This window comes from Pseudochelatococcus sp. (assembly GCF_050946405.1).
Taxonomy (GTDB): domain Bacteria; phylum Pseudomonadota; class Alphaproteobacteria; order Rhizobiales; family Beijerinckiaceae; genus Pseudochelatococcus.
This window is the reverse complement of record NZ_JBMNUS010000009.1, coordinates 180,343-192,436: the sequence shown is the minus strand read 5'-3', so window position 1 is coordinate 192,436 and position 12,094 is coordinate 180,343. Positions and strand designations below refer to the sequence as shown.

Annotated in this window: 11 protein-coding genes; 1 reads left to right on the top strand and 10 read right to left on the bottom strand. The window is 65.6% G+C overall.

Annotated elements, in window-relative coordinates:
- From ACOYJQ_RS14590 to ACOYJQ_RS14580, 3 genes are all read right to left on the bottom strand, one after another.
- Positions 1-252: ABC transporter permease subunit (locus tag ACOYJQ_RS14590; protein WP_433459366.1), on the bottom strand; the 252-nt coding region annotated here is incomplete at its 3' end.
- Positions 253-319: 67 nt separating this feature from the next.
- Positions 320-1,120: a transporter substrate-binding domain-containing protein gene (locus tag ACOYJQ_RS14585; RefSeq protein ID WP_433459365.1), complete on the bottom strand. Its 801-nt coding sequence runs from the start codon at positions 1,118-1,120 to the stop codon at positions 320-322.
- 170 nt (positions 1,121-1,290) lie between these two features.
- Positions 1,291-2,808 (bottom strand): aldehyde dehydrogenase (NADP(+)), encoded by a 1,518-nt coding sequence (locus tag ACOYJQ_RS14580; RefSeq protein WP_433459364.1) that lies wholly within the window; start codon positions 2,806-2,808, stop codon positions 1,291-1,293.
- Between the two features lie 177 nt (positions 2,809-2,985).
- On the opposite strand from ACOYJQ_RS14580, the gene ACOYJQ_RS14575 reads away from it, so the two are divergent.
- Positions 2,986-4,014, top strand: coding sequence for an Ldh family oxidoreductase (locus tag ACOYJQ_RS14575; RefSeq protein ID WP_433459379.1), 1,029 nt, complete (start codon positions 2,986-2,988; stop codon positions 4,012-4,014).
- 73 nt (positions 4,015-4,087) lie between these two features.
- Here ACOYJQ_RS14575 and ACOYJQ_RS14570 read toward each other — a convergent pair whose 3' ends face one another.
- The 7 genes from ACOYJQ_RS14570 to ACOYJQ_RS14540 all read right to left on the bottom strand — a co-directional run bounded on the left by ACOYJQ_RS14570 (position 4,088) and on the right by ACOYJQ_RS14540 (position 12,033).
- A complete protein-coding gene (locus tag ACOYJQ_RS14570) occupies positions 4,088-5,050 on the bottom strand; it encodes a dihydrodipicolinate synthase family protein (RefSeq protein ID WP_433459363.1) in 963 nt (320 codons plus the stop codon).
- A gap of 122 nt (positions 5,051-5,172) precedes the next feature.
- Positions 5,173-5,877, bottom strand: a complete 705-nt coding sequence (locus ACOYJQ_RS14565) for a GntR family transcriptional regulator (protein ID WP_433459362.1) — start codon at positions 5,875-5,877, stop codon at positions 5,173-5,175.
- Positions 5,878-6,000: 123 nt separating this feature from the next.
- On the bottom strand, positions 6,001-7,191 hold the full coding sequence (gene mmsB, locus ACOYJQ_RS14560; RefSeq protein ID WP_433459360.1) for a multiple monosaccharide ABC transporter permease: 1,191 nt from the start codon (positions 7,189-7,191) through the stop codon (positions 6,001-6,003).
- Between the two features lie 59 nt (positions 7,192-7,250).
- Positions 7,251-8,774, bottom strand: a complete 1,524-nt coding sequence (gene mmsA / locus ACOYJQ_RS14555) for a multiple monosaccharide ABC transporter ATP-binding protein (protein WP_433459359.1) — start codon at positions 8,772-8,774, stop codon at positions 7,251-7,253.
- Between the two features lie 70 nt (positions 8,775-8,844).
- Complete coding sequence (gene chvE / locus ACOYJQ_RS14550) at positions 8,845-9,909, bottom strand: multiple monosaccharide ABC transporter substrate-binding protein (protein ID WP_433459357.1); 1,065 nt, start codon at positions 9,907-9,909, stop codon at positions 8,845-8,847.
- Positions 9,910-10,027: 118 nt separating this feature from the next.
- Positions 10,028-11,101: an aldose epimerase family protein gene (locus tag ACOYJQ_RS14545; RefSeq protein WP_433459355.1), complete on the bottom strand. Its 1,074-nt coding sequence runs from the start codon at positions 11,099-11,101 to the stop codon at positions 10,028-10,030.
- A gap of 5 nt (positions 11,102-11,106) precedes the next feature.
- Positions 11,107-12,033: a Gfo/Idh/MocA family protein gene (locus ACOYJQ_RS14540; protein ID WP_433459353.1), complete on the bottom strand. Its 927-nt coding sequence runs from the start codon at positions 12,031-12,033 to the stop codon at positions 11,107-11,109.
- Positions 12,034-12,094 lie beyond the last annotated feature (61 nt).

Sequence of the window (12,094 nt, the reverse complement as noted above, 5' to 3'; positions counted from 1 at the left end):
GAAATTGCCCAGCCCGAAATGCGCCATATAGATCTGGAACAAGGCGGGCGTGTTGCGGGCAATCTCCACCCACGCAAGCGCGAAACCGACCAGAACACGGTTGCCCGACCTGCGAAACCCTGTCAGTGCAATGGCGCAGGCAATGCCTATGGCCATCGACAGGACGGAGATCTGCAAGGTTACCAGAGCGCCGTCCAGAAGCTGGGGTAAGGCATTGAGCGCCTGATTCCAGCGAAATGAATAGTTCAGCATTACCGCCTCACGGTGCGATCAGGTGAGGCGGCGGCGGATGTCACCCCCGCCGCCCACGGATTGCGGGTTAGCGGTAAACGCCGTTGACGGTCAGATCCGGCACGTCACCGCCGATCCACTTTTCGTAAAGCGCGGCGTAGCGCCCGGTGCGAACCTGCTGGTTCACGAACAGGTTCAGGTAGTTGAGCAGGCCGTATTCATCGCGCAGGGTAAAGAGCGCAACGTAGTCGATATCGAACGGCGCCGTGCCGACGACGGACATGCCGGGGAAGTTGCCGGACTTCACGTTGGCCTGCGCAACCGTCGAGGTCGAGACGGTGGCGTCGAGATGGCCCTGGCTCACCGCCAGGAACACGTCGGCCTGCGTCTGGTAGGGCCGGAAGATGCCCGCGCCCCACGCCTTCACCTGCGCCTCCAGCGCGATCGCCTCATAGGTGCCCGCCGTGGCGCCCACCGTCTTGCCCTTCAGTTCCTCGAAGGACTTGATGCCCGATTTGTCGTTGGCCGTGACCGCCATCTCGAAGGCAAAATACGGGATCGACATGCCCACGGTCTTGGCGCGCTCCAGCGTGTCGGACGTGGAGGCGACGCCCACGTCGACGCGGCCCGACATCAGCGCCGGAATACGCTCGGGAAACGGCGTCTCGACGATCTCCGCCTTGACGCCGAGAGCGGCCGCCAGATCGTTGCAGTAATCGACATCGAAGCCGATCGGGTTGTTGGATGCATCACGCGAGCCCATGGGCGGAAAATCGAGCACAACAGCGCAACGAAGAACGCCCGAGGAAATGATGTCATCCAGCTTGTCGGCCTGCGCCGGAGCGGTCATCGCGATGGCGGCCGCAAGGCCGAGTACGGAAAGCTTCATCTTCATCATTCACCCCTCTGTGAGTGTCGTTTTTGATTGGCAGACGGCACCGACTATTCCCTGCCGGGCCGCACGAAGCAAATAAAATATACAAATTGTATGCAAGATCGTCGGAAGTTTTCTGCTCCTTTCATCGAGAACGGCCGGTGCCGGGGACGATCCGCCGTCCCTCAGATGCGCAGGTCTTCCGGCAGGAGTTCCGCCGGCAGGTTCTGGTACGCCACCGGGCGCAGGAAACGGCGAATCGACAGCGTGCCTACCGATGTCGCGCCGAAGTTGGTGGAAGCCGGATAGGGACCGCCGTGCACCATCGAGTCGACCACCTCGACGCCGGTGGGAAAACCGTTGACAAGCACCCTGCCCGCTTTCCGTTCGAGCACGCGCGTCAGACCGCGAGCCGTTTCCAGATCGCCCTCGTCGAGATGGATCGTCGCCGTGAGCTGGCCTTCGAGACCGCGGGCGAGTTGCTCCGCCTCGTCGGACGAACCGACCCGGACCACAAGGCCGAGAGGACCGAAGACTTCCTCGCCGAGCGCGTGATCGGCGAGGAACCGCTCGCCGGTGGTCTCGAACAGGTTCGGAAGAACCGTGCGGCCCGCCGACTCCGTCACCAGCAACGGCTTCACCGCATTGCGGGCGACGAATCGCGCCTGTCCCGCATGATAAGCCTCGGCAATTCCGTCGGTCAGCATCACCTGTGGCCCGACGGCGGAGAGCGCTTCTTTCGTCGCGCTGACGAAGCGATCCGCGCCCTCTCCCGCGATCACCACCGCGATGCCCGGATTGGTGCAGAACTGGCCCGCCCCCAGCGACAGCGACGCCGCCCAACCCTGACCGAGCGCCTCCGCCCTGTTTCGCAGCGCCTGCGGCAGCAGGAACATGGGGTTCACCGAGCCCAGTTCGCCGAAGAACGGAATCGGCTCCGGCCGCTGCGCGCACAGATCGAAGAGCGCCCGCCCGCCGGCCAGCGAACCCGTGAAGCCCACCGCCTTGATGAGCGGATGCCGCACCAGCGCCTGCCCGACCTCGCGGTCGCCGCCCTGAATCAGCGAGAAGACGCCGGCGGGCACGCCCGTCTTGCGGATTGCGGCGTCGATGGCCTGGGCGATGATCTCGCCCGTGCCAGGATGAGCCGAATGGCCCTTCACGACCACGGGGCAACCCGCGGCCAGAGCGGCGGCCGTGTCGCCGCCGGCCGTGGAAAAGGCGAGCGGAAAATTCGACGCGCCGAAAACCGCGACCGGACCGACCGGACGCTGGAGCAGACGAATCTCCGGCCGCGGCGCCGGCTTGCGGTCCGGCAAGGCCGGATCGACACGGCGATCGAGATAGTCGCCCTTCTCGACATGATCGGCAAAAAGACGAAGCTGGCCGGTGGTGCGCCCGCGCTCGCCCTCCAGCCGTCCCTCGGGCAGCCCGGTTTCCTGACTGCCGATCTCGGTGACGGCGGCGGCGCGCGCCTCGATCTCGTCGGCAATGGCGCGCAGGAAAGCCGCGCGCTCTGCGCGCGTCGAATAGCCGTAGCTCCGGAAGGCATCCTCGGCGGCCTCGCAGGCGCGCCCGACCAGCTCCGGCGTGCCGATGGCAAACGCGTGTGCCGGCCCATGCGCCGGAGAGGATGCGAAAGTGCCGGAACCGTCAAGCCATTCGCCGGCAATGAGATGCTTGCCTGTAGGAGTGAAGCCCATATGATTCTCCTTGTCGGAATTTCCTGTCATGAGCAGGGCCGAAACAATGCGGGCTGGCCTTTGTCCCAAGCATGTATATTTTATGTATGCTACACGTGTGCGGTCAATACACGTTTTTATGTCGCCTGCCCCACCTGCATGCTGGAGGCGGCCAAAAAGGGAGCGAAAGTGAAACCGATGACCATCCTGCCGATCGACGTCCTGTTTGAACGCGTGGAAGCCATTTTTCACAAGGCGGGACTGAACGCCGCCCAGTCGGGCGCAATCGCGCGTGTCATTGTCGCGGGCGAGCGCGATGCATGCAAGTCCCATGGTATCTATCGCATAGAAGGCTGCCTGCGGACGCTGAAGGCCGGAAAGGTCACGGCGGACGCCATTCCCCGGCTGGCGTCGGAAGAAGGAGAGCCGATCGTGCGCGTGGACGCCGGCGGCGGGTTCGCCAACCCGGCCTTCGAAGCCGGGCTGCCGCATCTGGTGAGGCGCGCGCGGGCCAACGGCCTCGGTGCGCTGGTCATCAACGACTGCACGCATTTTTCCGCACTCTGGCACGAAGCGGAAGCGCTGACGGAACAGGGCCTTGCGGCGCTCGTCATGTGCCCGAGCTACGCGACCGTGGCGCCGGCGGGCGGCAGCCGGCCCCTGTTCGGCACCAATCCGCTGGCCTTCGGCTGGCCGCGCAAGGGGCAACCGCCCTACGTCTTCGACTTCGCCACCTCCGTCACCGCCCGCGGCGAGATCGAGCTGCACCGCAGGGCCGGAAAGCCTGTCCCGGAAGGCTGGGCGATCGACCGCGACGGGCAGCCGACCACCGACCCCGAAGCCGCCCTCGCCGGAGCCATGCTGCCTTTCGGCGGACACAAGGGCTCCGCCATCAGCACCATGATCGAGCTGCTCGCGGGCGTGATGATCGGCGATCTGACAAGCCCCGAAGCGCTCGACTACATCGGCCTCACCACGCTTTCCCCCCGTCATGGCGAGCTGGTGCTTGCCTTCGACCCCGCGCGTTTCGCGGCCGGACGCGCCGGAGACCCGCTCGAACGGGCAGAACACCTGTTCGAGGCCATCCTGGATCAGGGCGCCCGCCTGCCGTCGCAGCGCCGCTTTGCCGCGCGCGCCCGCTCGGAGGCGGAAGGCATTCCCCTGACAGCCGACGAAATGGCGCAACTCGACCGGCTGCTGGAGTTCGGGCTGGACGCCGTGGACTGAACGCCCGGCCTCGCCATGAACCCGCTCCCGGAGAGCCCGACGCCGGCAAAGGCGTCGGGTTCAGCCGGCGGATTCAGCCCTTGCAGGTCTGGACGGCGCCCGGCAGCTTGCTCCACTCCGCATACCAGGCATCGAACAGCTTGAGCTGCGTCTCCACATAGCCGCGCTGGCTCGCCGACAGGGCGTCCGTCTCATTGAAGTGCAGGGTGTATTCGGGGTAGCCCTTCAGCACCAGCATGTGCTTGAAATAGAGAACCAGATCCGGCCCTTCGTCGAAGGAGGACAGGACCGCGAGCGCCTGCTCCAGCTCCTGCGCGCGCTGGCGGGCGTCGGCATCGCCCGCGGCCGCCGCCTGCGACAGCTTGCACAGATGGATGATCTCCTTCGGCAGCACATTGCCGATGCCGGTGATCGCGCCCGTGGCGCCGCAATTGACGAAGCCGTGGACGACCGTCGTATCGACGCCGATCATCAGCGAGATGTCGTCGTCGCCGCTGGTGATGTATTCCGCCGCATAGCGCATGTCGGCGGCGCCGCCGAATTCCTTGAAACCGACGAGATTCGGGTGCTCGGCGCGCAGGGCGAAGAAGAGATCGGCGCGCGTGGCGAACCCGTAATAGGGGCTGTTGTAGATGATCGCGGGCAGGTTGGGGGCCGCGGAAAGAATTGCCTTGAAATGCGCCTTCTGTGCCGCCGGCGACGAACCGCGCGACAGGACGCGCGGAATGACCATGAGCCCCTGTGCGCCGACCTCCTGCGCATGCGCCGCGTGAGACACCGCGGATGCGGTATTGATCGCACCGGTGCCGACGATGACCGGAATGCCCGCCTTGACGAGCCGCGCCACGCCTTCCTGCCGCTGGGCATCCGTCAGCAACGGCCAGTCTCCCATGGAACCGCAATAGACGACGGCCGACATCCCCTGGCCGATCAGCGCCTCCGCCTTGCGCACCAGCGCGTCGAAGTCGGGGGTGCGGTCCTCCCTGACCGGGGTCATCAATGCGGGAATGACGCCTGTGAAAATCGGGGCTTTCATCACGAACTCCTCTTTGCCTTTCTTATTAGACAGATCGCCAGCGCCGTCCGGGCGCCTGCTCGACCTCCGACGCCTACACTAGCCATTTGCATATTAGTTGTCGACAAGATTTTGCGCGGCGATCAGAGCGTGATGTCCTGCCTTTCATCCCGGGCGAAAAGTTGCTGGATCTGCCGCACGATCTGATCCGCGTGCTGCTTCGCGATCCGGTCGGCCAGTTCGACGTCGCGAGCGGCGATCGCGCCGACCATCTGCTCGTGCTCCTCGACGTACTGGCGGGGCAGTTGATCGTCATAGGACTGGTAATAGAGGCGCAGGATGCGCCGCCCTTCATCGAGCAGGCGCAGGCAAAGGCTGGTGAAGTAGGGATTGCGCCCGGCCTCGGCGACGGCGGCGTGGAAATCCCGGTTGGTCGCGATCATGCCCAGCGCATCCTTGGCCTCCACCGCCGCCGCGAATTCCTGCGCGAGCGCCCGTATCCGGGCCAGATCCTCCGGCTGGTGGTTTCGGGCGGCGAGGCGCGTGGTGACGCGATACATGAGCGTGATGGCGTCGAAGAAGGTATGCAGGTTGAGGAAATCGATGTTCGACACCATGGTCGAGCGATTTGGCAGCGTCTCCACCAGCCCCTCGCCTGCCAGACGCACCAGCGCCTCGCGGATGGGCGTGCGGGACATGCCGAATTTCTCGGCCAGTTGCACTTCGTCGATCGGGCTGCCCGGCGGCAACTCGAGACCGAGAATTTCATCGCGGAGCATGTCATAAACCAGCTTCACGCCCGAGCCACGCCTGCGCTCGGGAACGGCACGAATCTCTTCAACGGTCAAGGCTGAATCCTCTGATCAAACAAAAGCGCTGTCGACATAAATTATACTTTTGTTCGAGAATTGGAAGTCTACCTTGCGCGCGTTCCGGCGCACTTTTCCTCGCCGGGCGGCAGCCGGCGGCGCCTATTTCCGCTTGTTGTAGACGTCGAGGCATACGGCGCCGAGGAGCACGAGGCCCTTGATCACCTGCTGGTAATCGATGCCGATGCCGAGGATCGACATGCCGTTGTTCATCACGCCCATGATGAGCGCGCCGATCACCGCGCCGCCCACGCGCCCCACGCCGCCGTAGGCTGAAGCGCCGCCGATGAAGCAGGCCGCGATCACATCAAGCTCGAAGCCGAGGCCGGCCTTGGGCGTCGCCGTGTTCAGCCGCGCCGCGAACACGAGGCCGGCGAGCGCGGCCAGCACACCCATGTTCACAAAGGTGAGAAAAGTCAGCCGTTCGGTCTTGATGCCGGAGAGCTTGGCCGCCTTTTCGTTGCCGCCGACCGCGTAGATCTGCCGGCCGATGGTGGTGCGCGTCGTCATGAAGGCGTAGAGCGCGACGAGCGCCGTCATGATCACCAGCACGTTGGGCAGGCCGCGGTGCGAGGCGATCAGATAGGCGAAGTAGACGATGATGCTGAAGAACGCGAGGTTCTTGACCAGAAAGAAGCCGTAAGGCTCCGTTTCGATACCGTGGTTCTCCTGCCGGGCGCGGGCGCGGACGTTCTGCCAGACGATCGCCAGCGCCAGGGCCGCGCCGATGAGCAGCGACGTGGGATGGAGCGCGCCCGCGCCCGGCACCAGCTCCGGGATGAAGCCGGACGACAGTTTCTGGAACTGCGGCGGAAAGGGACCGACCGACTGCCCGGCGAGGATGGCGAGCGCCAGCCCCTTGAACACCAGCATGCCGGCCAGCGTGACGATAAAGGACGGAATCTTGAAATAGGCGACCCAATAGCCTTGCGCCGCCCCGATAAGCCCCCCGAGCGCGAGGCAGATGAGAGCGGCGGGAATGTAGTGCACGCCGAGCTTCACCATCAGCACCGCCGCCACCGCCCCGATGAAGCCGGCCACCGAACCGACCGAGAGATCGATGTGCCCGGTGACGATGACGAGCAGCATGCCCAGCGCCATGATGACGATATAGCTGTTCTGCAACACGAGGTTGGTGAGGTTCAGCGGCCGCAGCAGCGTGCCGTTGGTCATCACCTCGAAGAACAGCATGATCACGCACAGCGAGAGCAGCATGCCGTATTCGCGCAGGTTGTTCTTGACGAACCCGGTATGCCGGGGGCTTTCCGGCAGCGCGGCTGTCTTGTCGCTCATGGCCCTGTCCTCCCTTCGGGGCTGTTTCCCCTTTTTCCTCGATGACCCATATCTCTTGATCATTCTTTGCGCATGATGGCGCGCATGATCATCTCCTGCGTCGCGCCAGCCGCCGGAAACGCGCCGACGAAGGCTCCCTCGTTCATGACGCAGATGCGGTCGCAGATGCCGAGCAGCTCCGGCATCTCCGAGGAGATCACCACGACGCCCTTGCCGGCATCCGCCAGTTCGTTGATGATGCAGTAGATTTCATATTTCGCGCCGACATCGATGCCGCGCGTCGGCTCGTCGAGGATCAACACCTTGGGATCGGTGAACAGCCATTTGGACAGCACGACCTTCTGCTGGTTGCCGCCGGAAAGCTTGCCGGTCTCCTGGTAGACGCTGTGACAGCGGATGCGCATGCGGTTGCGATAATCCGAGGCGACGCGCAATTCCCGCATGTCGTCGAGGACGCGGGCGGCGGCGATGCCGTCGAGATTGGCGAGCGTGATGTTCTTGCGCACATCCTCCGAAAGCAGAAGGCCCAGTTGCTTGCGGTCTTCCGTGACATAGGCGAGACCGGCGTCGATGGCGCGCCGCACCGTCGAGACGTCGACTTCCCGGCCCTCGATCTCCACCCGGCCGGAAATCTTCCGGCCCCACGAGCGCCCGAAGACGCTCATGGCGAACTCGGTGCGCCCCGCGCCCATCAACCCGGCGATGCCGACGATCTCGCCGCGCCGCACCGAAAAATCGACGCCCTTGATCACCTGCCGCTCGGCATGGAGGGGGTGGAACACCGACCAGCCGGACACCTTCAGGATCGTCTCGCCGATTTTCGGCGTGCGCTTCGGGTAGCGATGCTCCAGATCGCGATCCACCATCCTGCGGATGATGCGGTCTTCCTCCACCGCGCCGTCGCGGCAGTCGAGCGTGTCGACGGTGCGCCCGTCGCGCAGCACGGTGATGCGGTCGGCGATGCGCGCGATTTCGTTGAGCTTGTGCGAGATCAGGATGGACGAAATGCCCTGCGCGCGAAATTCGGCCAAGAGGTCGAGCAGCGCCGCGCTGTCCTTCTCGGACAGGCTCGCGGTCGGCTCATCGAGGATGAGCAGGCGCACCCGCTTCGACAGCGCCTTGGCGATTTCCACCAGTTGTTGCTTGCCCACGCCGATATCGGTGACGAGCGTGTCCGGGGATTCGGCCAGGCCCACCTTGGCCAGCAGCTCGCGGGTGCGCCGGCGCACGGCGTCCCGATCGATGATGCCGAAGCGGGCGGGCGGATGAGTCAGAAAGATATTTTCCGCAATCGACATCAGCGGGACAAGCGCGAGTTCCTGATGGATGATGATGATGCCGATCGCTTCGGAATCGGAAATGTCGCGAAAGCGCCGCTCTTCACCGTCGAAGACGATGGCGCCGTCGTAGGAACCGTGGGGATAGACGCCGCTCAGCACCTTCATGAGCGTCGACTTGCCCGCGCCGTTCTCGCCGACGAGCGCGTGAACCTCGCCCGGCGCGACCGTGAAGCTGACGTCGCTCAACGCCTTCACGCCGGCGAAGTGCTTGCTGATGCCCCGCATTTCCAGAAGAGCGTTCATATGTCCCTCCCTGTTCGATGATCGGGAGTCCCGCGACGGCGGCGGCCCGCCCCGTCGCGGAGCCGGGGCCTCAATCGATCTCGCCTTGCCGGTAATAGCCGCTGTCGACCAGCAATTGCCGCCAGTTGTCCTTGTCGACCTCGACGGGCCTGAGCAGATAGGACGGCACCACCTTCACGCCGTTGTCATAGGTCTTGGTATCGTTCACCTCGACGTCCCGGCCGCTCAACGCGGCATCCACCATGTCGGCGGTGACGCGGGCGAGTTCGCGCGTGTCCTTGAAGACGGTCGAATACTGCTCGCCGGCAAGGATGGACTTCACGGAAGGCACCTCGGCGTCCTGGCCGGTGACGACCGGCATCTTCTCGCCGCCGCTGCCGTAGCCCACGCCCTTGAGCGAGGAAAGGATGCCGATGGACAGCCCGTCATAAGGCGAGAGCACGCCGTCGAGCTTCCTGTCGCCGTAGTAGGCGCTGAGCAGGTTGTCCATGCGCGCCTGCGCCGTGGCGCCGTCCCAGCGCAGGGTGGAGACCTTGTCCATGCCTGTCTGGCCGCTCGGAATCGTCAGCGTGCCGGCGTCGATCAGCGGCCGCAGCACGGAAAGCGCGCCGTCGTAGAAGAAATAGGCGTTGTTGTCGTCGGGCGAGCCGCCGAACAGCTCGATGTTGAACGGCCCCTTGTTCTCGGGATAGCCGAGCCCCTTGAGCAGCGACTGCGCCTGCAACACGCCGACCTGGAAGTTGTCGAAGGTCGCGTAATAGTCGACGTGCGGCGTGTCGCGGATGAGGCGGTCATAGGCGATGACCTTGATGCCCCCGGCGCTGGCCTGGGCGAGCACGTCCGACAGGGTGGTGCCGTCGATGGACGCGATCACCAGCACCTTCGCGCCCTTGGTCACCATGTTCTCGATCTGCGACAACTGGTTGGGAATGTCGTCCTCGGCGTATTGCAGATCGGTGTCGTAGCCGCGCTCCTTCAGCACATTGACGATGTTGTTGCCGTCCGCGATCCAGCGGGCGGAGGATTTGGTCGGCATGGCGATGCCGACCGAGGCTTTCTCCTGCGCCGTGGCCGGGCCGGCGAAAGCCAGCGCGCCGAGCGCAAGGGCCGAAAGGGTCATCATCAGGCGTTTCATGTCCGTCTCCCCGTTGTATTTGCCGGCCGCTTTCCCGCGTGCCGTTGGTCAGCGATGCCGCGCGCCCTTTATCGCGGCGCGCGGCCTGTCTTCCGCCATGCTTCGCCGCGCGGTGCTCTCAGGCGGCGGAGAACCGATAGATCGAGACATGGCGATAGGTCTGGCCCGGATCGAGCCGCGCGCCGGGAAAATCCGGGCGGTTGGGCGCATCCGGCCAGCATTGCGGTTCGAGACAGAACCCGTCCGACTGCCGGTAGAGCCGCCCGAGCTTGCCCGGCGTTCCGCCATCGAGAAAATTGCCGGAATAGAATTGCAGGCCGGGCTGATCGGTAAACAGTTCCATCACGCGCCCCGAGGCCGCATGCTCCACGCGGGCGGCGAGACGCGGCCGCGCCGCGCACCCGCCGGCGAGGCAATAGTTGTGATCGTATCCCCGTCCGCGTTCCAGTTGCGCGTGAGCTTCGCGAATGCGCGCGCCGATCGGCTGCGCCGTGCGGAAGTCGAACGGCGTCCCCGCCACGGGCGCGGGCCTGCCGAGCGGTATCGCGCCGGCGTCGACCGGCAGATAGTCGTCGGCGTGGAGCGTCAGGACATGGCCGAGAATGTCGCTCCCCTGCTCCGCCCCGGCAAGGTTGAAGAAGCCGTGATGCGTCAGGTTGGCGAGTGTCGGCCGGTCCGTGACGGCCTCGAAGGTGATCGACAGTTCCGTGGGGCCGGTCAGGGCGTAGGTGACGCGCGCATGCAACGTGCCGGGATAGCCTTCCTCGCCGTCCGGGCTGACGAGGGAGAGCGCGACCGACGGAACGGGATCGCCGCCCGCCGCCTCGACGGTCCACAACCGGCGGTCGAAGCCTTCCCGGCCGCCATGAAGAGCGTTCGGGCCGTTATTGGCTGCGAGCGCATGGGCGACGCCGTCAAGCGTGAAGGCCGCGCCGGCGATGCGGTTGGCGTAGCGTCCGACCGTCGCGCCGAAAAAGCTCCGCCGCGCGACATAGGGATCGAGGCCATCATGGCCGAGCACGATATCCGCGAGCCGTCCGTCGCGGTCCGGCGCGTGCAGCGCCTGCACCGCCGCGCCCCAGGTGATGACGCCGACCTCGAAGCCGTCGCCGCCGCGCAATCGCAGCCGCTCGACGGCGCGCCCGTCAGGCAGCCTCCCGAAAGCCTCCCGTATGCATGAGGATGCGGCCATGGCGCTCACCAGTCGAACGGGGCGACGACGGCGCGTCGCCCGAGCATGAAGGCATCCGCCACGTGGATCAGCGGCGCGAGATCGACATCGGACGCTCCGCCCGCGACAAGCGCGGCGAAACGTGCATAGATGCCGGAATACTCCGCCTCCTTCTCGTTCACCAGCACGCGCCCTTCTTCCAGAAGGCGCGCGCCGCCGCCCGACAGCGTCAGCCCGCCGGCATCCGTCTCCACATGGATGTCCCACGTCTGCGGTCCGGTTTGCAGGAAGTCCAGCTCGGCCCGGATCGGCAGCCCGGCATCGTCGGCGAAGGAAAGCGTGGCTGCGATCGGCGCATCCCGATTCTCCGGGAAGGCGAGCGTGGCCCCCGTCAGGAAGAACGGGCGCGGCAACAGGCGCGTCAGGATGGACAAGGCATTGATGCCGGGATCGAAAACGCCGAGCCCGCCGGGCTCGAAGATCCAGTCCTGCCCCGGATGCCAGACGCGCACATCCTCTTTCCACACCACCGCTACCGAGCGGATCCCGCGCCCGGCGAGCAGCTCACGCGCCGGCTCCACCGCCGGCGCGAAGCGCGAATGCCACGTGGCGAACAGGGTCTTGCCGTTGCGCTGCGCCGCCGCCAGGAGCGGAGCGATTTCGCTCACCGTCGCGCCGGGCGGCTTCTCCAGCAGCACATGCTTGCCTGCCGCAAGCGCCGTGGCCGCCTGTTCACGGCGCACCTGCGGCGGTGTGCACAGCGCCACCGCGTCGACCTGCGGACCATGCGCCAGCAGTTCTTCCAGTGTGTCGAAACGGGGCACGCCGTCAAGCCCGGCGTTGCGGCTGGCGACGGCGACGAGTTCGATGCCGTCCGTCGCCGCGATGGCGGGGAGATGCTGGTCGCGGGCGATCTTGCCGAGACCGACGATGGCGAGACGGATCGGGCTCATGAACGCGCTCCCGTCTCGGACAGGTCACGCGCCGGACCGATGGCGCGGAAGACGGCTTCGC

Bases quoted from the DNA above. Each gene is read 5' to 3' on its own strand.
- ACOYJQ_RS14570 (WP_433459363.1), bottom strand. From the start codon at position 5,050: ATGAAAGCCCCGATTTTCACAGGCGTCATTCCCGCATTGATGACCCCG.
- ACOYJQ_RS14545 (WP_433459355.1), bottom strand. From the start codon at position 11,101: ATGGCCGCATCCTCATGCATACGGGAGGCTTTCGGGAGGCTGCCTGAC.
- ACOYJQ_RS14575 (WP_433459379.1), top strand. From the start codon at position 2,986: ATGACCATCCTGCCGATCGACGTCCTGTTTGAACGCGTGGAAGCCATT.
- mmsB (WP_433459360.1), bottom strand. From the start codon at position 7,191: ATGAGCGACAAGACAGCCGCGCTGCCGGAAAGCCCCCGGCATACCGGG.
- ACOYJQ_RS14540 (WP_433459353.1), bottom strand. From the start codon at position 12,033: ATGAGCCCGATCCGTCTCGCCATCGTCGGTCTCGGCAAGATCGCCCGC.
- mmsA (WP_433459359.1), bottom strand. From the start codon at position 8,774: ATGAACGCTCTTCTGGAAATGCGGGGCATCAGCAAGCACTTCGCCGGC.
- ACOYJQ_RS14580 (WP_433459364.1), bottom strand. From the start codon at position 2,808: ATGGGCTTCACTCCTACAGGCAAGCATCTCATTGCCGGCGAATGGCTT.
- chvE (WP_433459357.1), bottom strand. From the start codon at position 9,909: ATGAAACGCCTGATGATGACCCTTTCGGCCCTTGCGCTCGGCGCGCTG.
- ACOYJQ_RS14585 (WP_433459365.1), bottom strand. From the start codon at position 1,120: ATGAAGCTTTCCGTACTCGGCCTTGCGGCCGCCATCGCGATGACCGCT.